Raw genomic sequence first — 19,692 nt, forward strand, 5'->3', positions numbered from 1 at the left:
TCAGTACGGTGTCACATGTGATGGACTCATCCCTTCTCGGCGACCTCCGGTGATCCGCGCCTTCCTGCCCGCCGTCGACTACCCCGCGCTGGCCGAGCTGCTGTCGGCCGAGGGGCCCGCGCCCGTGACGGCGGCCGAACTCCGGGAGCGGGACGCGGCGTTGCCGGACGCGGACGCGCTCTCCACCGACCACCGGGGACGGCTCACCGGGCACGGGCGGGTGCGGCTGGTGCACCCCGGGCCGTCCGGGGACCTGCTCGCCTTCGCCACCGCCTGGCGCGCGCCCTGGACACCGCCCGGTGACCTCGCCTCGCTCGCCGTCAGCGCGCCCGGCCGCGCGCCGGCCTGGCTGCTGCCGCTCTACGACGGACTGGAGCGCTGGGCGCGCGGGGCCGGCGCCTCCCGGCTGCTCGGCGAGTTCCCGGACGGGCACGGGGCATCCGGGCACAGCCACGGGACGTGCCCGGCGGACCTGGCCGCCCTGCTGCTCGGCCGGGGCTACCGGATGGATGCGCACATCCGCTCGGCCGTGGCCGCCGTCGGGCCGCACCTGCCCGCCCCGCAGGCACCGCCCGGCATGGTGCTCGGCACGCTCGCCACCACCACCGCGCCCGAGCCCGAACGGCAGCTCCACCACCTCTACCGGGAGACCCTGCGGGACAACCCGGGATTCGTCGACTCGCTACCGGAGTTCGAGCAGTGGCGTGCCGACGCCCTGGGCGCGCCCGGCGGCCGGCCCGACTGGGTGTTCACCGTCGAGTGCACGGGCCGCATCGTCGGCGTCACCGTCGTGCACGCCGTCCCGGACCCGCACGCCTGCCACATCCACTACACCGGGGTGCTGCGCGCCTGGCGGGGCCGGGGGCTGGCGCGGGCCCTCAAACTGCACGCCGCCCGCCACCTCGCCGACCACGGTGTGCGGACGGTCAGCACCGAGGTCGAGGCCGCGAACGTGCCGATGGTCGCGGTGAACACGGCCCTCGGCTACCGGTGGGGGCCGGGGCACCGGCGGCTGGTCAAGGAGTTCTGAGCGCGCGGCCGGGGGCGGGCGGGGCGGAACGGTGGGACAGGACGGTGGGGCGGTGGGGCGGTGGGGCGGTGGGGCGGTGGGGCGAAACGACGGCCCGCCGGGCGGGGGCTCGGCGGGCCGTCGGTCGTGCGGGGTCGTCAGTCCAGCGGCGGGGGGCCCGGAGCCTCCTTCGGGAGGCGAGCCGCGACCAGGGCGCCGAGGGCGACGGCGGCGGCCGTGGCCAGCAGGGCGATCCGGTAGGGGCCGGGGTCGGTGGCGTGGGTGCCGTCCTCGGACAGGGCGCCGATGAGGGCCGCCGCTCCCGCGATGCCGAAGGCGCCGCCGAGCGTGCGGACGATGGTGAACAGGCCCATCGCGCGGCCCATCGCGGGCGGCGGCACATCGGCGAACCCGGCGATCTGCACGGTCAGTACGGCGGTGCCCAGGATCAGGCCGACGCCGAACATCAGCGCCCGCACGGCCCAGGCGTTCTCGCCGACGCCGGGCACCGCCAGCGCGGCCAGCACCAGCGCCGCCAGCAGCAGGGCGGGCCGTGCGAGCAGGCGCGGGCCCAGCCTCGGCAGCAACCGGTCGACCACCTGCGAGGCCGCCATCAGGCCGATCGCCTCCGGGAAGACGCTCAGGCCCGCGTCCAGCGCGGAGGCGCCGAGCGCCGCCTGATGGAGCAGCGGGAACGCGAACAGCGCGCCCATCAGGCCGGCGGCGGTCAGCAGCGCCAGCCAACCGGCCGCGCCGAAGGACCGGTCGGCGAGCAGCCGGAGGTCCACCAGCGGCTCCTCGGCGCGGAGTTGGTGACGGACGGCGAGGCCGAGCAGCAGCACACCGAGGACTCCGGACGCCGCCACCGCCGGTGAGCCCCAGCCATGCGCGGGGCCGAAGCCGAGCGCGTAGGTGAGCAGGCCGAGGCCGGGGGTGGCGAGCAGGAAGCCGGTGGTGTCGAAGCCGCCGGCCGGCGGCTCCTCCCGGTCGCGCAGGCCGAACAGACCGGTGAGCACCGCCGCCACCCCGATCGGCACGTTGACCAGGAACAGCCAGTGCCAGGAGAGGTGTTCGGTGAGGAGGCCGCCGAGCGGCGGGCCGAGTGCGGGCATCAGCGCGGTCGGCACGATCAGCACCTTGCCGAGGCCCGCCCGCTCGTGCGGCTCGAACGCCCGGAACAGCAGGGTCATGCCGACCGGGGTGAGCAGGCCGCCCGCCACGCCCTGCACGGCGCGGGCGGCGGTGAGCGCACCGAGGCCGGGCGCGGCCGCACACAGCGCGCTGGCCAGGGTGAAGACGGCGAGCGAGCCGAGGAAGACCCGGCGCACGCCGAAGCGGTCTCCGAGCCAGCCGGCCACCGGGAGGCCGACGGCGAGACCGACCAGGAAGGCGGTCTCCACGGCGTTGGCCGCGGAGACCGGGCGGCCGAAGTCACCGGCGATGGTGAACAGGGCCGGGTTGACGATCGTCGAGTCCAGGCCGTTCATGCACATCGCGGCCGTGTAGACGAGAACCACGGCGAGGCGCCCGGCGAACAGCGGGCGCGCCGCCGGGGCGTCGTCGGGCCCGGGGGGCTGGGCGGGGGCCGGGCCGGGCTGGGTGTCCGCCTGGCTCATCGGGCCGGATTGAGGTCGGTCCAGTGGGCGGTGATCCAGTCGAGGGCGGCGGCGCGCTCGCACGGCCCGTGGGCGACGGCCCAGCCGGCCGGGACGGCGGCGAAGGCCGGCCAGAGCGAGTGCTGGCCCTGGTCGTTGACGAGCGCGAGGAACTCGCCGTCGCCGTCGAAGGGGTTGGCGGGGGCGTCGCTCATGGGGTGGGTTCTCCAGACGGGGTGGTCGGTGGGCGGCTGACAGATGACAGCTGACAGATTTCAAAATCTGTCAGCTGTCATCCGACATCTGTTATCTGTCAGCTGTCAGCTGTCAGGAACGGGAGTCGAGGGCGGCGAGGTGCTCCGCGACGACGCCCGCGATGTGCGCGATCGGCTCGGGCAGCGTCATGTCCTTGTGCGAGCAGGCGACGTCCGTGTTGGCGATCCGCCCGGCCACGTACGGCGTCCACAGCTCGGGCACCAGGGTCTCGTCGATGGTGTCGACGGTGGCGCGGAAGAACAGCACGTCGCCCTGGAGGCGGCGGTGGTCGTAGCCGCGCACCAGGTGGTTGATGTGGAGGTAGATCCGGTTGAGCGCCTCGACGGTGGCGTCGTCCAGACCGGCCAGCGGACTGCCCTCGCGGCGCAGCAGCTCAGTGACGTGGGCGAGTTCGAGCGGCCGCCCGTCGAGGTCCTCCGGCCCGTAGCCGCCCATGGTGAGCAGCGCCTCCAGGGCCTCGGCCTGGTCCGGGACGGGCAGGTCGCGGAAGCCCTCGGCCGGGTAGGCGTCGAGCACGGCCAACAGCTCGACGGCGCAACCCAGTTCCTCCAGCCGGACGGCCATGGCGTGGGCGATGATGCCGCCGGTGGACCAGCCGAGCAGCCGGTAGGGGCCCTCGGGCTGGACCTCCCGCAGCCGGTCGACGTAGTGCGCCGCCAGTTCCTCCATCGTGGCGGGCAGCGGCTCGCCGGCGGTTGCGGCGCCGACGCCCTGTGCCTGGAGGCCGTAGATCGGCACGTCGGCCGGGAGGTTGCGGATCAGGCCGGTGTAGCACCAGCTGAGGCCGCCGGCCGGGTGGACGGCGAACAGCGGGTTGCGCCGGCCGGGGGCGGTGGGCCGCAGCGGCAGCAGGACGTCCAGCGCGTCGGCGCCGGGGGTGTCGGCGGCGAGCGCGGTGTCCAGGGCAGCGACGGTGGGCGCCTGGAACAGCGTGCCGATGCCGACCTCCAGGCCGAGCACGGCGCGGATCCGTCCGGCGAGCCGCACGACCAGCAGCGAGTGGCCGCCGAGGGCGAAGAAGTCGTCCTCGACGCCGACCGCCGGGACGCCCAGGACCTCGGCGAACAGCTCGCAGAGCTGCTGCTCGCGCGGGTTGCGCGGGGGCCGTCCGGTGCCGGCCTCGGGGGCGTCGGGGGCGGGCAGCGCGCGCCGGTCGAGCTTGCCGTTGGCGGTGAGCGGGAGGCGGTCCAGCAGCACCACGGCGGACGGGACCATGTGGACCGGCAGGTCGGCGGCGGTCCGGGCGCGCAGTTCCTCCGCGCCGGTCCGCTCCGCGCCGGGGGCGAGGACGGCGTAGCCGACCAGGCGCTTGTCTCCGGGCACGTCCTCGCGGACGATCACGGCGGCGTCGGCGACGGCCGGGTGGGAAGCCAACACGGCCTCGATCTCACCGAGTTCGATCCGGAAGCCGCGGATCTTGACCTGCTGGTCGGCGCGGCCGTAGTACTCCAGGACGCCGTCGGCGCGACGGCGGGCGAGGTCGCCGGAGCGGTACATCCGTGTGCCGCGCTCGCCGAACAGTTCGGCGTACGGGTCGGCGACGAAGCGCTCGGAGCTGAGCGCCGGGCGGCCGAGGTAGCCGCGGGCGAGGCCGGCGCCGGCGACGTACATCTCGCCGGTGACGCCGGGCGGTACCGGCCGCAGGTACCGGTCGAGGACGTAGACGCGCAGGTCGGGGATGTTGACCCCGATGGTGCTGCCGGTGCCGGCGGCGGCGCTCGCGCGGTCGAGGGCCAGGTAGGAGACGTGCACGGTGGTCTCGGTGATGCCGTACATGTTGACCAGGGTGGGCGCGTCCTCGGCGTGCCGCTCGTACCAGTCGTCGAGGCGGCCGAGTTCGAGCGCCTCGCCGCCGAACACCACGTAGCGCAGGGCGAGTTCGCTGCCGGGTCGTTCCCGGTCGGCGGCACTGAGCTGGTAGAAGGCGGACGGCGTCTGGTTGAGGACGGTCACCCGCTCGCGGGCGAGCAGGTCGAGGAAGGCCGCCGGGTCGCGGCTGACCAGGTGCGGGACGACGACGAGCCGGCCGCCGTGCAGCAGGGCGCCCCACAGCTCCCAGACCGAGAAGTCGAAGGCGTAGGAGTGGAAGAGCGTCCAGACGTCCTCGGCGCCGAAGCCGAACCAGTGGTCGGTGGCGGAGAACAGCCGGACAACGTTGTGGTGGGTGACCGGCACGCCCTTGGGGCGGCCGGTGGAGCCGGAGGTGTAGATCACGTAGGCGGTGTCCTCGGCGCGCAGCGGCCGGGTGCGTTCGTGCTGGGCGAGCGGGACGGCCGGGTAGCGGTCCGACTCGCCGCCGTCGACCAGGAGTTGCGGCACGCGGTGCTCGGGCATCCGGGGCGCGGTGGCGCGGTCGGTGATCAGCGCGGCGGGGGCGGCGTCGGCGAGCATGTAGGCGAGCCGGTCGGCCGGGTACTCGGGGTCGAGCGGCAGGTAGGCGGCGCCGGCCTTGGCGACCGCGAGCAGGCCGACGACCAGGTCCAGGGAGCGCGGCAGGGCGAGCGCGACGATGGTGCCGGGTCCGATGCCGCGGTCGGCCAGCAGGCGGGCCAACCGGTCGGCGCGGGCGCCGAGTTCGGCGTAGTCGAGCGAGTCGCCGCCGCAACTGGCCGCGATCGCCGCAGGGTCGGCGAGGGCCGCGGCCTCGAAGAGCTCGGGCAGGGTGGCGCCGGCCCTTGCCGCACCGGGCTGTGAGGTGACGGGGGTGCCGTTCCACTCGACCAGGGCGCGGTGGTGCTCCTCCTCTCCGATCAGCGGGAGCCGGCCGACGGGGGTGTCGGGGTCGGTGGCGGCGGCGGTGAGCAGCCGGGCCAGGCGTTCGGCGAGCGCCTGGACGGTGGCCTCGTCGAAGAGGTCGGTGCGGTACTCCAGGAAGCCCGCGATGCCGCCCTCGCGCAGTTCGCCCGCATTGAGGGTGAGGTCGAACTTGGCGGTGCCGGAGGGGATCGCGGCGATGGTGGCGGTGAGGCCACCGCCGAGCTCGAACTCCCGGTCGGGGACGGACTGCCAGGCGAGCATGACCTGGAACAGCGGGTGCCGGGCGAGCGAGCGGGGCGGGTTGAGCTCCTCGACCAGGCGGTCGAAGGGCAGGTCGGCGTGGTCGTGGGCGGCGAGGACGGCGGTGCGGGCGCGGCCGAGCAGCTCGCGGAAGGTCGGCTCGCCGGACGTCTCCGTGCGCAGGACCACGGAGTTGACGAAGTAGCCGACCAGGGAGGCGGTTTCGTCGGAGTCGCGGCCGGCGACGGGCGTGCCGATCGGGATGTCGGTGCCGCAGCCGTGCCGGGTGAGCAGTGCGGCGAGGCCGGCCTGGACGGCGGTGAACACGCTGGTGCCGGTGGTGCGGGCGAGTGCGGCCAGGGCGGCGTGGGCGTCGGCGTCGAGGTGGAACGGCACGGTGGCGCCGCGGTGGGAGGCGACGGCGGGCCGGGGGCGGTCGGTGGGCAGGTCGAGCTGGTCGGGCAGGCCGGCCAGGGTCTTGCGCCAGTGGTCGAGTTGGCGGACGGCGAGTGGGCCGGGCGCGTCGGCGGTACCGAGCAGCCGCGCCTGCCAGGCCACGTGGTCGGCGAACTGGACGGCGAGGGGTGGAAGTTCGGGGGCGCGGCCGGCGAGGCGGGCGGCGTAGGCGGCGGCGAGGTCGCGGGCCAGCGGGGTGGTGGAGGCGCCGTCGGCGGCGATGTGGTGGAGCAGCAGGAGGAGGGTGCGGGTGCCGTCGGGGTTGTCGAACAGGCTTGCGTGCACCGGTGGTTCGGCGCCGAGGTCGAAGGCGTACCGGACGGCGTCGATGAGCGGGCCGGCGCCGTGGTGCAGCTCGACGGGGGCGGGCGGCAGGATCCGCTGGTACGGCTCGCCATCGGCGGACTCGCCGTAGACGGTGCGCAGGGTCTCGTGCCGGGCCGCGAGGTCGGTGACGGCGAGCGCGAGGGCGTCGCGGTCGAGCGGGCCGGTGAGGGTGAGGGCGAGCGGGATGTTGTAGGTGGGGCTGGGGCCTTCGAGCCGGTAGTGGAACCAGAGGCCGCGCTGCGCCGGGGAGAGCGGCAGGTGCCCGGTGCGCTCGACGGGGACCAGGGCGGGACGGGGCTCGGGGGCGGAGCGCTCGCGCAGCAGGGCGGCGAGGGCGGCCGGGGTGGGGTTGCGGAACACGTCGGCGAAGCCGACGGCCGCCCCGAGCGCCTCGCGCAGCCGGGCGGCGAGCCGTCCGGCCAGCAGGGAGTGACCGCCGAGGTCGAAGAAGTCGACGTCACGGGAGAGCGGTTCGGGCCGTTCCAGGAGGGCGGCGAACAGCCCGCAGATGATCTCCTCCTGCGGGGTGGCGGGTGCGGCACCGCCAGAGGTCGCGGTGGTGGACTCGGGCTCGGGCAGGGCGCGGTGGTCGAGCTTGTCGTTGCCGGTGCGTGGCAGGGTGTCGAGGACGAGGACGGCGGCGGGCACCATGTGCTCGGGCAGCCGGGCGGCGAGGGCGGAGCGCAGCGCGGCGGCGTCGAGGACGGCGCCGGCGGCGGGGACGGCGTAGCCGAGCAGGCGCTTGCCGCTGGGGCCGGGGCGGGCGATCACCACGGCCCGGTCGACGCCGGGGAGTTCGCCGAGGACGGCGGCGATCTCGCCGGGCTCGATCCGGAAGCCGCGGATCTTCACCTGGTCGTCGGCGCGGCCGAGGAATTCGAGGGTGCGGTCGGGGCGGCGGCGGGCGAGGTCGCCGGTGCGGTACATCCGGGCGCCGGGCGGGCCGTAGGGGTCGGCGAGGAAGCGCTCGGCGGTGAGGTCGGGGCGGCCGAGGTAGCCGTGGGCCAGACAGGCCCCCGCCACGTACAGCTCGCCGGTGGCGCCGTCGGGGGCGGGGCGCAGCGAGCCGTCGAGGACGTAGGCGCGCGAGCCGCGCACGACGCGGCCGACGGGGGTGCCGTCCGGTCCCGGGGTCCAGGAGTAGGCGTCGACGGTGGTCTCGGTGGGGCCGTAGAGGTTGACGGGAGTGAGGCCGTCGACCGCGGCGAGGCGGCGCCAGAGCGGGTCGGGGGTGGCCTCGCCGCCGACCGCGATCACGGCGGGGCGGTGCCGCTCCTCGGCCAGCAGGCCTTCGGCGAGCAGGACTTCGAGGTAGGAGGGGGTGACGTCGAGGTAGTCGATCCGCTCATGGTGGACGTGGGCGGCGAGGGCGGCCGGGTCGCGGTAGGTGTCGTCGTCGAGCAGGTGGAGTTCGTGGCCGTGGAGCATCCACAGCACCGGGTCCCAGGAGGCGTCGAAGGCGAAGGAGGCGCTGTGGGCGATGCGCAGGCGTTCGCGGCCGGTGCGGGCGACGGCGGGGGCGATGTGGTCCTCGCCGTGGCCGGCGTGCAGGTTGGCGAGCGAGGCGTGGGTGACGACGACGCCCTTGGGGCGGCCGGTGGAGCCGGAGGTGTGCAGCAGGTAGGCGGTGTGCGCGGGGTCGGGGGCGGGCAGCGGCCCGGTGGGGAGCGCCGCTGCGGGCGGCGCGGCGAGTTCGGCGCGCACGGCCGGGTCGTCGAGGGCGACGGCGGGGCGTCCGGCGGCGCCGGGGAGGGCGGCGAGGGCCTCGGCGGTGCCGACGGCGCAGACCGGGCGGGTGTCGTCGAGGATGTCGGCGATCCGCTGCCTGGGGTGGGCGAGGTCGAGCGAGAGGCAGGCGCCGCCGGCCCTGAGCACGGCGAACATGGCGACCAGGGTGTCGGCGCCGCGCGGCATGGCGAGGGCGACGGGGGTGCCCGGGCCGGTACCGAGGGCGGCGAGGCGGTGCGCCAGGCGGGTTGCGGCGGCGTCGAGTTGGGCGAAGGTGAGGGTGGTGGCGCCGCAACGCAGGGCGACCGCGTCCGGGGTGCGGGCGGCCTGCTCGGCGAGCAGTTCGGGCACGGTGCGGGTGACGGAGGGCTCGGTGCGCCCGGCGGTGGCGCGGCGCAGCGCGTCCTCGTCGAGCAGGTCGATCCGGGCGATGGGCGTGTGCGGGTCGTCGAGCAGCAGGGTGGCGAGGCCGTCGAGGTAGCGCAGCAGGCCGTCGCGGTGGGCGGCCAGGGTGTCGGCGGCGTAGCGGTCGGGGTGGGCTTCGAGGCCGATCCGCAGGGCGCCGCCGGGGCCGGGCGAGACGGCGAGGGCGAGGTCGTCGACGGGGCCGGCGGCGAGGTTGCGGACGGTGCCGGGCAGGCCGGCGAGGTCGAGGTCGCCCTCGAAGGCCTTGATGTTGACCATCGGTCCGAACAGGGCGCGGCGGGTGCCGGTGAGGGCGAGGTCGCGGCGCAGGTCCTCCAGCGGGTAGCGCTGGTGGCGGCGGACGTCGCGGACCTCCAGGACGACGCGGCGCAGCAGTTCGGCGGCGGTGTCGCCGGGGTGGACGGCGAGGCGCAGCGGCAGCACGTTGGCGGTGGCGATCGGGGTGCGCAGGGCGGCGGGGCCGCGGCGGTTGGCGAGCGGCAGGCCGAGCACGACGTCCTCGGTGCCGGCGAGGCGGTGCAGGTAGCCGGCGGTGGCGGCGATGACGAGTTCGGCCCAGGTGGCGCGGGCGGCCCTGGCGGCGGCCTCCAGGCGGGGCAGGGTTCCGGCGGGCAGTTCGGCGGCGAGGCGGGGCGGGGCGGCGGGGGTTCCGGCCGGGGCGCCGGTGGGGGTGCTGCCGCCGGGGAGGGTGGCGGGGGCTTCGGCGCCGGCCAGTCGGGTGCGCCAGAACTCGCGGTCGGCGGCGTGGTCCGGGCTCGTCCGGTAGGCGGCCTCCTCGGCGGCGGCCTCGGCGGGGGTGGCGAAGGTGCGGTCGCTGGGGCGGGTGCCGGTGGCGAGCGCGGTGTAGAGCTCGGCGACCCGCCCGGCGAGGAGGGTGAGCGCGTAGGCGTCGACGGCGAGGTGGTGGACGCGCTGGTACCACCAGTGGCGCCGGTCGTCGAGGCGGATGAGGGCCTGGGTGAACAGCGGGCCCTCGGTGAGGTCGACGGGGCGGGCGAGGTCGGCGCGCATCCAGGCCTCGGCGGTGGCCTCGGGGTCGGCGTCGGCGCGCAGGTCGAGGTGGTGCAGGGGCCAGGGGCGGCCGGGGGCCAGGCGCTGGTGCGGGGCTTCGCCGGCGGCGCCGTCGGTGACGACGACGGCGCCGAGTGCGTCGGCCTCGTCGACGGTCCGGCGCAGGGCTGTCTCGAAGAGTTCGGCGTCGAGCGGGCCGGTGATCTCTACGGCGTCGCCGGTGTTGTAGACCGGGCTGTCGGGGTCGAGCGCCTGGGCGTACCAGATCGCCGCCTGGGTGGCGAGCAGCGGCACGTCGGCTGCGGCGGGGACGGCGACGGGGTCGGACGCGGCCTGGTGGCGACGCATGGTTCTGAGAGCTCCTCGGGTCCGGCGCAACGGAACGCCTACTGCCTACTTAGGTTAGCCTAAGCTATCTACATATCGTCTGGTCAACAGCCCGCCGGGAGGCGGGCCCTGACGCCCCCGGAGGCGCCGATGTCCCCCCTGAACGCGAGCGAGCCCGCCGTGGCCGACCCGGGAGCGAAGGAGGCGGTGCGCGAGCGCGTCCTCGCCCACCGGGACGAACTGCTCGCGCTCAGCCGCCGCATCCACGCCCATCCGGAGACCGCGTTCGAGGAGCACCGGGCCGCCGAGTGGTGCGCCGAACTGCTGCGCGCCCACGGGTACACCGTCACGCCCGGCGCGTACGGCCTGCCCACCGCCTTCGACGCACGCCTCGGCTCCGGCCCGGCCACCGTCGCCGTGGTCTGCGAGTACGACGCGCTGCCCGGGCTCGGCCACGCCTGCGGCCACAACCTCATCGCCGCTGCCGGCCTCGGCGCCGCGCTCGGCCTCGCCCCGTACGCGGATCGGCTCGGGCTCACCGTGCGGGTGATCGGCGCCCCGGCCGAGGAGCGCGGGGCGGGCAAGGCACTGCTGCTGGACGCGGGCGCCTTCGACGGCGTGGACGCCGCGATGATGGTCCACCCCTGCCCGGTGGAGGTCGCCGACTTCCACTCCTTCGCGCTCGGCACCCTCTCCGTGCGCTACACCGGCCGCGCCGCCCACCCGAGCCTCAACCCGCACGAGGGGCGCAACGCCGCCGACGCGCTCACCGTCGCGCAGGTCGCCCTCGGGCTGCTGCGCCAGCAACTGCCCTCGCACTGGCGGGTGCACGGCGTCACCACGGCCGCCGGGACGGCGCCCAACCTCATCCCCGACAGCACCGCGGCCGAGTACGAGATCCGCGCCCTGGCGGCCGAGGACCTCGCCGAGCTGCGCGCCCGGGTTGAGGACTGCTTCCGGGCGGGCGCGCTGGCCACCGGGTGCGAGGTCGAGCTGACCCGGCCCGAACCGGACTACCTGGACTTCCGCAGCGACGCCGGGCTGCTCGGCCTGTGGCGGGCCAACGCGGCGGCGGTCGGGCGTCCGGAGCCGGTCGAGAGCGGACCGTTCGCCTGCACCGACATGGGCAACGTCTCGCACGTGCTGCCGGCCATCCACCCGGTGCTGGACATCACCGGTGGCGCCTGCGGCCCGCACGAGGCGGCATTCGCCGAGGCCGCCGTCTCACCGGCGGCGGACCGGGCGATCGTGGAGGGCGCCGTCGCCATGGCGTGGACGGCGGCGGACTTCGCGGCGGGGCAGCGGCGACGGCGGTGTGCTGACGACTGACGGCTGACAGATAACACCTGACAGATTTCAGAATCTGTCAGGTGTTATCTGTCATCTGAAATCTGTCAGCCGTCAGTTGTCAGCCGTCAGCCGCGCTCCGGGACGAGGTGCACCGGTCCCGGCTCTGGCAGTGGCTCGCCGAACACCGAGGGCGCGGCCCGCAGGACCGTCACCCCGGCATCCCGGACCAGCTCCCCCACCTCGCCCGGCCGGTCCGGATCGGCCAGCACCAGCGCCGCCCCGGTCCGCAGCGGCCACAGGAACTCCCACAGCGGCAGCCCCAGTTGCAGCACCCGGTCGTCCGGCCCGAGCCCGTACGCGGCCTGCAGCTCGCGCACCCGGCGGTCCACCTCGGCGTGCGTCGTCCACGCCCCCACCGGCCGGCCGCCCGGGCCGTACGCCCGGCAGAGCGGGTGCTGCGGGGCGAGCGCCCGCGGCGGATCGGTGACCGCCCGGCCGGCCAGTTCGGCGGCGGCCGGCCGCTCCGCGTCCGGCACCCCCTCCCCCAGCACGCAGACCGGCGACGCGTCCGCCAGCAGCCAGGCCAGCCGCCCCGGCGCGTCGTCCGGGTCCAGCGCCAGATACGCCGCCCCCGACTTGGCCACCGCCAGCAGCGCCGGCACGAGATCGGCCGGGCGGGTGAGCGCGAGGCCGACGACCGTACCGGGGCGGGCGCCGCGCTCCGCCAGGAAGCGCGCCGTCCGGTTCGCCGCGGCGTTCAACGCGCCGTAGCTCACCGGCGGCGCACCGGCCGGCAGCAGCGCCGGGGCGTCCGGGGTCCGCGCGGCCTGCGCCTCGAAGGGGCCGATCGCCGTGGTCGCCGGCCACCGCCGCACCCCGGCGGGCCGGGACGCCCCCGTGCCGGGCTCCATCAGGACGCGCCGAGCAGCTCGGCCCAGGCCGCGACGGCCGGGCGCTCGGCCAGCTGCAGAAAGGCCACCTCGGCGCCCTCGGCCCGCCAGCGCTCGGCCAGCGCCATCAGCCGCACCGAGTCCAGGCCCCAGTCGGCCAGGTTCTCGTCCAGCGGGATGTCCGCCGGGTCCTCGCCGAGCAGGTCGGCGACCTCGGCCCGGATCCGCTCCACGGTGAAGGCCATGCCCGTCACTTCCCTTCCAGTACGGCATCGGTGGCGGTGACCACGCCGCAGCGCCCGGCCACCCAGGTGAGCGCGGCGCGGTGCTCGTCCGCGCCGAAGTCGGCGACCGCGTCGGCCACCACGAACGCCCGAACGTCGCGCATCCACGCGTCGCAGGCGGTGACCTGCACCCCGATGTGGGCGTAGACGCCGGTGATCACCAGCTCGTCGCGCCCCTGCTCGCGCAACAGCTCGTCCAGGTCGGTGCGGACGAAGGCGCTGTACTTCCACTTGGTGAGCAGCCGGTCGCCCTCGGCCGGGGCGACGGCGTCGGCGATGGCCGCCGCCCGCGGGTCGTCCGGGATGCCCGGGCCCCAGAAGTCCTGCTGCAGGCCTCGCTGTTCGGGGGTCTGGCCGCCCGGCTGCGCCGAGTAGACGACCGGCACGCCGTGCTCGGCGGCCCAGGCGCGCAACCGGTTGATGTTGGCGAACAGTTCGGTAACCGGCGCGGCCGTCGTGTCGAAGGCGCTCAGGAAGTGGTTCTGCAGGTCGTGCACCAGCAGCACGGCCCGGGACGGGTCGACCGTCCAGTCGACCCGGTTGACCGGCAGGTCGGTGGCGGCGGGCATCAGGTAGGAGGGGATGCGGGGCAGGCCCACGGCGGTGCTTCCTTAGCTGTGTCGGGGAGTTCAGGAACTTCGGGGACGTCGGGGACGTCGGGCGTTCAGGCGGTCGCGAGGCCGGCGGCGATGGCGGCGCGCAGGTCCTTCTTGCTGACCTTGCCGATGCCGGTGGCGGGAAAGGCGTCGACGAACTCGACGCGGTCCGGGACCTTGAAGTCGGCCAGCCCGCGCTCCCGCACGAAGCGCTTCAGCTCGACGGACTTCGGCGGGCGCGCGCGGTGCTCCTCGCGCAGCACGACGTAGGCGCAGGTGCGCTCGCCGAGGTAGGGGTCGGGCATCGAGACCACGGCGGCGTCGTGCACGGCCGGGTGGGCCAGCAGGTGGTTCTCGATCTCCTCGGCGGCGACCTTCTCGCCGCCCCGGTTGATCTGGTCCTTGGCACGACCCTCGACCACCAGGTGGCCGGTGGCGGTGCGGCGGACCAGGTCTCCGGTGCGGTAGAAGCCTTCCTCGGTGAAGGAGTTGGCGTTGTGCTCGGGCGCGTTCCAGTAGCCGCGGATGGTGTAGGGGCCGCGGGTGAGCAGGTGGCCGGTGGTGCCGTCGGGCAGCTCACGGTCCTGGTCGTCGACCACCCGCACCTCGTCGTCCGGGGAGATCGGGCGCCCCTGGGTGGTGACGATGACCTCCTCCGGATCGTCCAGCCGGGTGTAGTTGACCAGGCCCTCGGCCATCCCGAACACCTGCTGGAGGGTGCAGCCCAGCACCGGGCGCACCCGCCGGGCGGCCTCCTCGCTGAACTTGGCACCGCCGACCAGCAGCACCTCCAGGCTATCCAACCCGGTCGGCGCCCCGGCCGCCCGGCGCCGCTCGGCGGCCTCCAGCCAGAGCAGCGCCAGCGGCGGCACCAGGCCGGTGATGGTCACGCCCTCGCGCTCGATCAGCGGGAACGCCGTCTCGGGGCTCGGCTGCGGGCAGAGCACCACCCGGCCGCCCGCGTACAGGGTGCCGAGCGAACCCGGCGAGCTGAGCGGGAAGTTGTGCGCGGCGGGCAGCACCACCAGGTAGACGCTGTTCTCGTCCTGGCCGCAGAGCTCGACCGAGCCGCGCAGCGAGTAGATGTAGTCGTCGTGGGTGCGCGGGATGAGCTTGGGCACCCCCGTGCTGCCGCCGGACAGTTGGAGGAACGCGACGTCGCCCGGCCGCGGTCCGGGCTGCGGCTCCTCCCCCTCGCCGACCGGATCCGCCGGGACGGCGGCCAGCGGCGTGTGCTCGCCCGCGTCGCCGCCCGCCACCAGGACGTGCCGCAGCGACGGCGTCTCCGCCCGTACCCGGGTGGCGAGTTCACGGTAGTCGAAGCCGCCCTCGACGGCCGGGACGACGTAACCGACGGCGCCGGTGAAGGCGCAGAAGTAGGAGATCTCGGTGTACCGGTGCGCGGGCAGTGCGAAGACCGGCAGAGCGCCGATCCGGAACAGCCCGAAGACCACCTCGAAGAACTCGGCGGTGTTGGGGAGTTGGACCACCACGCGGTCGCCGCGGCCGATGCCCAGGGCGCGCAGCCCGGCGGCCGTCCGGTCGGCCCGCCGGTCGAGTTCGGCGTACGTCCAGCGGCGGGTCGGGTCCTCGCCCTCGCCGCCGGCCGGGTCGACGACGGCGATCCGGTCGGGGTGGGCGGCGGCTCGCTCGCGCAGCATCGAGCCGAAGGTCTCGCCGCGCCAGTGGCCGGCGGCCCGGTAGCGCTCGGCGAACTCCGCCGGACAGGGGGTGAATCCGGCGAGCACCTGCCGCATCGGATCCACCTGGTCCAGCCGGTCCACCGGGCCCCTGGGGTCCGCCGGGTCCGTCTGGCCCGCCGGGTCGAGGTCGAGCGGTTCGGTCACGGAGTCCCCCGGGGTGGGCAGATCGCTCACCGCGGTACCCCCGCGGCGTCCAGGAAGGTACGGAACTTGGCGCTGGTCTCGGCGAGTTCGGCCTCGGGCCGGGACTCGGCGACGACGCCCGCGCCGGCGAACACCCGCAGCGTCCGCTCGTCGGCCTCGGCGCAGCGCAGGGTGACCACCCACTCGCCGTCGCCGTCCGCGTCGCCCCAGCCGACCATGCCCGCGTACAGGCCCCGGTCGAACGGCTCGATCTCGCGGATCGCCGCGCGGGCGAGCGGGGTCGGACTGCCGCAGACCGCCGGGGTCGGGTGCAGGGCGACGGCCAGCTCCAGGGCGGAGACCGCCGGGTCGGCCAGTTCGGCGGTGATGGTGGTGGCCAGGTGCCACATCGCGGCCGTACGCACCAGGGTGGGCCGCTCCGGCACGTCCAGGGTGCGGCAGTACGGGGCGAGCGCGGCGCGGATGGCGTCCACCACGAAGGCGTGCTCGTGCAGGTCCTTGGGCGATTCCAGCAGCGCAGCGGCGCGCCGGACGTCCTCGCCGAGGTCGGCGCTGCGCGGCACGGAGCCGGCCAGCGGGTTGGCGACGACGGCGGTGCCGTGGCGCGAGAGCAGCAGCTCGGGGCTGGCGCCGATGAGGGTGCGCCCGCCGCCGGCCGGAACACCAAAGGTGTAGCCGCCGGGGTCGCGGCGGGCGAGGCGCTGGAGGATCGCGGGCAGGTCGAGCGGGCGGTCGGCGTGCAGCTCCAGGGTGCGGGCGAGCACCACCTTGCTCAACTCGCCGTCCCGGAGCCGGTTCACGGCCTCGGCGACGCCGGCGCCGTACGCCTCGGGGGCGGGCACCGGGCGGACGTTCCAGTCGATCCGGTCGGCGGCCGGGGCGGGCAGGGCGATCAGCGGGTCGTCGCGCAGCGCGCCGCAGCCGCGCAGCCGGGCGGGGACGGCGAGTTCGGCCCGGCCGTCGTGGTCGAACGCCACCGCGCCTACCACCAGCGGGTGTTCGATGCCGTCCCGGCGGGCCCGGGCGAGGGTGTCGGCGACCCGCTCGGCCAGCGGACGCCCGTCCTGGGGCACCCGGGCGTGCACGCCCTCGGCGAGCAGCGTGCGGGTCGGGGAGGCGAAGAACGCCTCGTCGGGCGCGGCCCGATACTGGCCCAGCAGCCCGCTGGCCGCGCCGATGACGGTGTGATCCGTCCCGGCGGGGGCGTGGTGCACCGTGGTCACCTGGATTCTCCCAGTCTGCGAGTGGTCGCCGGGCGTCGCTGTTCGCGGCGACCGGCGGGTGGTGTGGTTCGGGGCGCGCCCCGGTGGGGGTGCGGTCCCCGGCGGGGGTGCGGGTCCGGGCGGGGCGGCGGGTCCGGGCGGGGCGGCGGGTCCGGGCGCCGCTCCTCCCCGGTCGCGGCCCGCGCGACGGTCCGGATGCCCGGGCCGCCGGATGCCCGAACTGCCGGGCTGTCAGGACCGCAGGGTGTCAGGCGCGCAGAGTGGCGCCGCCGTCCACGTAGAGGTCGTGCATGGTGATGTGGCGGGCCCGGTCGGAGACCAGGAAGGCCACCGCCTCGGCGATGTCGGCGGGTTGGGCGATCCGGCCGAGCGGGATGCCGACCCGGTAGCCGGACAGGTCGCCGTCGATGACGCGCTGTTCGGCGGCCGCGGCGTCGTCGTGCCAGAGCGCGCGCTGCATCTCGGTGTCGGTGGAGCCGGGCGAGACGATGTTGCAGCGCACCCCGGAGCGGCCGAGTTCCAGGCCGAGACAGCGGGTGAACATGGTGGCCGCCGCTTTGGAGGCCGCGTAGGCGGCCATCCCGGTGCGCGGCACGCCGGCGGCGTTGGAGCCGACGGTGACGATGACGCCGCCGCCGCGCTCGGCCATCCGCCGCCCGACCGCGCGGGAGGCGTGGAAGACCCCGGTGGTGTTGACGGCGAAGGTGTCGGCCCAGTCCTGGTCGCTCAGCTCCGTCACCGGTGCAGCGCGCAGGATCCCCGCGACGTTCACCAGGACGCCGACCGGGCCGAGTTGATCCTCGACCAGGGCGACGGTGGACTCGACGGCGGCCGCGTCGGTGACGTCCAGCAGGTAGGGGTGGACGGGGCCGCCGGCGGCCGGGCAACTCGCGGCCGGGTCGCCCGGCCGTTGCGCCAGTTCGTCCGCGAGGGCGGCGAGCGGGCCGGGGTTGCGGTCGGCCGCGGCGACGACGGCGCCGGAGGCGACGAGCGCGCGCGTCACGGCCGCGCCGATGCCCTGCCCGGCGCCGGTCACGATCGCGACGGCGCCGGCGAGTTCGGACTGCTGCACAGGAAATCCCCTCCGACCAGCAACATTAGGCAAGCCTAACCTAACACAGTTGTTCGGACCCGCCGAGAGGTCGGGCGAGGTCGGGCGACCCCTGCGGGGGCGTCAACTGCGGGCAGTGGCGCGGATGGAGCGCCGAGCCCCGGCAGTCGGTGAAGCTAGACGCAACGTTGCGTCCAGCGTTACGGTCGCGGCGTCGCATCGAGACGCAACGTTGCGTCCACTCTTGGCGCTCCACGCCACCGCAGTCTGAGCCTGCGCACCTCTGCGCCTTCACGCCTTCACGCCTTCTGAGCCCTCCCCGTCTCCCCACCCGAGGAGCACCCATGCCCTCCGCCCCGCCCCGACGCCCCGGCCGTCGCCTCGCCCCGGCCGCCGCCGCCCTCGCCTTCTGGGTCACCATGGCCGGCACCACCGTCCCGACCCCGCTCTACCCCCTCTACCAACAGGCCTTCGGCTTCTCGACGTTCACCGTCACGGTGGTCTTCGCCGTCTACGCGCTCGGCGTGGTCGCCGGACTGCTCGCCCTCGGCCGGCTCTCCGACCAGATCGGCCGCCGACCCGTCCTGCTGACGGCCCTGCTGCTCGCCGCCTCCGCCGCCGGGCTGTTCGAGGCCGCCGACTCGCTGCCCTGGCTGCTCGCCGCCCGGGTGCTGTCCGGCTTCGGAGCCGCCCTGGTCACCGGCGCCGCCACCGCCGCCCTGCTCGACCTCGCCCCGCCGGAGCGCCGACTGCGCGCCCAGACCCTGGCGCTCGCCGCCAACATGGGCGGCCTGGCCGGCGGCACCCTCCTTGCCGGCGTCCTCGCCGAATGGGCCGGCTCGCCGTTGCGCCTGCCCTGGACGGTCACGCTCGTCCTCACCGGCGCCGCCCTGCTCGGCCTGCTCGCCGTCCCCGAGACGGTGCCCGCCGAGCTGCGCGCCGCCTCCCGGTTCCGGCTGCGCCTCCAACCGCTGCGCGTCCCACCCGCGATCCGCACCCAGTTCCTGCGCGCCGCGCTCGCCGGTGGCGCCGGATTCGCCGTCACCGGTGTGCTGACGGCGGTCAGCGGGCTCTTCCTGGCCACCGTGCTCCACCTGCACCACCACGCGCTGACCGGGCTCGTCGTCGCCCTGGCCTTCCTCTCCACCGCCGTCGGACAGCTCCTCGTCCGGGTCCTGCCGCCGGCCCGAGCGCTCCCGCTGGCCTGTGCCGGTCTGGTGCTGGCCGCCGGACTGGTCGCCGGAGCGCTGCTCGGCGGCACGCTGGCGCCGCTACTGCTCGGTGCCTGCGTCAACGGCCTCGCCACCGGCACGGCCATCGGCACCGGACTGGGCACCATCAACGGCGGGGTGGCGCCGCAGCAGCGCGGTGAGACGGTGTCCGCCTTCTTCGCGGTGCTGTTCACCATGCTCTCGCTACCGGTGATCGGCGTCGGCGTGCTGGTGCGGGTGACCGACCTGCGGACCGGCGGGGTCGCCTTCGCCACCGTGGTCGCCCTGCTGGCGCCGGCGATCGCGGCCGGGCTGGTGCGTCGACCGCGCGGAGCCCGGCAGGCGCCGACCACCCGTCCCGAGCGGGCGTGAGAGGATGGCCGTGCCCACCGCCACCGGCCCGCAGCGGCCCCCGGACAAGGACCGACCCGCCATCGCCGCCCAGCCCCGCCCCGCCACCGGAAGCCGCGCCGTCGACGGCCGGGCGAGCGCCGCCACCCCGGCGGGCAGCGGCAGCGGTACCGGCAGCGGACGGCGCAGCGAGGCCGCGCGTCTGGCGGTGCTGAACGCCGCCGACGACCTCCTGGTGGAGGTGGGCTTCGAGGGCCTCACCATCGAGGGCATCGCCGCCGCCGCCGGGGTCGCCAAGCAGACGATCTACCGGTGGTGGAAGTCGAAGGTCGACATCCTCTTCGACAACCTCGTCCTGGACGCGGCCACCGCCCTGGCCTGGCCGTCCGAGACGCCTTCCGGCCCGGCCGACCTGCGCGCCTACGTCCACCGGTTCGCGGCCTTCCTCGGCACGGAACCGGCCGGCCAGGTCCTCCAGGCGCTCCTCGGACACGCCCAACTGGACGTCCGGACGGCCGAGTTGCTACACAGCAGGTTCCTGGACGAGCTTCGCGCCAGGGACATCGAGCACACCCGTGCCTGCCTCGGACCCGGCGCGGGCGCGGGATCGATCTCGGATACGGACCCGGGTACCGACGAGAGCGGTACCGACGAGGCCGCCATCCTGCTGGACGCCCTGCTCGCCCCGCTCTACCACCGCGCGCTGGTGCTGCGCCGCCCGCTGGACGCCGCGTTTGTCGACGCGCTGCTCGACCAGCACCTCTCCAGCTGACCCACCCCTTCCCAACTGCGCCGCG

The 19,692-nt window shown here is 75.6% G+C and carries 13 protein-coding genes; 4 read left to right on the forward strand and 9 right to left on the reverse strand.

All coding sequences use genetic code 11. The annotated features are described in order from the left end of the window. The first annotated feature begins 49 nt into the window (after nucleotides 1–49). Nucleotides 50–1,030: a GNAT family N-acetyltransferase gene (locus ACFVUH_RS02060; protein ID WP_387910550.1), complete on the forward strand. Its 981-nt coding sequence runs from the start codon at nucleotides 50–52 to the stop codon at nucleotides 1,028–1,030. A 137-nt stretch (nucleotides 1,031–1,167) separates the two neighbouring features. Here the strand turns inward: ACFVUH_RS02060 and ACFVUH_RS02065 are convergent, their stop codons facing one another. From ACFVUH_RS02065 to ACFVUH_RS02075, 3 genes are all read right to left on the reverse strand, one after another. Further along, a complete protein-coding gene (locus tag ACFVUH_RS02065) occupies nucleotides 1,168–2,625 on the reverse strand; it encodes a DHA2 family efflux MFS transporter permease subunit (protein WP_387910552.1) in 1,458 nt (485 codons plus the stop codon). Beyond that, complete coding sequence (locus ACFVUH_RS02070; RefSeq protein ID WP_355362746.1) at nucleotides 2,622–2,819, reverse strand: MbtH family protein; 198 nt, start codon at nucleotides 2,817–2,819, stop codon at nucleotides 2,622–2,624. Before ACFVUH_RS02070 ends, ACFVUH_RS02065 begins: the two co-directional genes overlap by 4 nt. 112 nt (nucleotides 2,820–2,931) lie before the next feature. After that, nucleotides 2,932–10,173, reverse strand: a complete 7,242-nt coding sequence (locus ACFVUH_RS02075) for an amino acid adenylation domain-containing protein (protein ID WP_387910553.1) — start codon at nucleotides 10,171–10,173, stop codon at nucleotides 2,932–2,934. A gap of 129 nt (nucleotides 10,174–10,302) precedes the next feature. On the opposite strand from ACFVUH_RS02075, the gene ACFVUH_RS02080 reads away from it, so the two are divergent. Next, nucleotides 10,303–11,481, forward strand: a complete 1,179-nt coding sequence (locus tag ACFVUH_RS02080) for a M20 family metallopeptidase (protein WP_387910555.1) — start codon at nucleotides 10,303–10,305, stop codon at nucleotides 11,479–11,481. A gap of 86 nt (nucleotides 11,482–11,567) precedes the next feature. Here ACFVUH_RS02080 and ACFVUH_RS02085 read toward each other — a convergent pair whose 3' ends face one another. From ACFVUH_RS02085 to ACFVUH_RS02110, 6 genes are all read right to left on the reverse strand, one after another. Further along, on the reverse strand, nucleotides 11,568–12,353 hold the full coding sequence (locus ACFVUH_RS02085) for an AMP-binding protein (RefSeq protein ID WP_387910556.1): 786 nt from the start codon (nucleotides 12,351–12,353) through the stop codon (nucleotides 11,568–11,570). Further along, entirely contained in the window at nucleotides 12,353–12,577 is a 225-nt protein-coding gene (locus ACFVUH_RS02090) for a phosphopantetheine-binding protein (RefSeq protein WP_328954202.1), read from the reverse strand. The genes ACFVUH_RS02085 and ACFVUH_RS02090 overlap by 1 nt, the downstream gene beginning before the upstream one ends. A gap of 5 nt (nucleotides 12,578–12,582) precedes the next feature. Then, a complete protein-coding gene (locus tag ACFVUH_RS02095; RefSeq protein WP_387910558.1) occupies nucleotides 12,583–13,215 on the reverse strand; it encodes an isochorismatase family protein in 633 nt (210 codons plus the stop codon). A 65-nt stretch (nucleotides 13,216–13,280) separates the two neighbouring features. Continuing rightward, a complete protein-coding gene (locus tag ACFVUH_RS02100) occupies nucleotides 13,281–14,969 on the reverse strand; it encodes a (2,3-dihydroxybenzoyl)adenylate synthase (RefSeq protein WP_387910769.1) in 1,689 nt (562 codons plus the stop codon). A 116-nt stretch (nucleotides 14,970–15,085) separates the two neighbouring features. Then, nucleotides 15,086–16,288 carry an isochorismate synthase DhbC gene (dhbC, locus tag ACFVUH_RS02105; RefSeq protein WP_387910770.1) on the reverse strand — a complete coding sequence of 401 codons (1,203 nt, stop codon included), beginning with the start codon at nucleotides 16,286–16,288 and terminating at the stop codon, nucleotides 15,086–15,088. A 241-nt stretch (nucleotides 16,289–16,529) separates the two neighbouring features. Further along, entirely contained in the window at nucleotides 16,530–17,354 is an 825-nt protein-coding gene (locus ACFVUH_RS02110; protein WP_387910559.1) for a 2,3-dihydro-2,3-dihydroxybenzoate dehydrogenase, read from the reverse strand. A 323-nt stretch (nucleotides 17,355–17,677) separates the two neighbouring features. Here ACFVUH_RS02110 and ACFVUH_RS02115 point away from each other — a divergent pair, with 323 nt between their 5' ends. Continuing rightward, entirely contained in the window at nucleotides 17,678–18,916 is a 1,239-nt protein-coding gene (locus tag ACFVUH_RS02115; protein WP_387910560.1) for an MFS transporter, read from the forward strand. Between the two features lie 10 nt (nucleotides 18,917–18,926). Continuing rightward, nucleotides 18,927–19,667 carry a TetR/AcrR family transcriptional regulator gene (locus ACFVUH_RS02120; protein ID WP_387910561.1) on the forward strand — a complete coding sequence of 247 codons (741 nt, stop codon included), beginning with the start codon at nucleotides 18,927–18,929 and terminating at the stop codon, nucleotides 19,665–19,667. The last annotated feature ends 25 nt before the right edge of the window (nucleotides 19,668–19,692 follow it).

Source organism: Kitasatospora sp. NPDC058032 (genome assembly GCF_042885845.1).
Lineage (GTDB): Bacteria > Actinomycetota > Actinomycetes > Streptomycetales > Streptomycetaceae > Kitasatospora.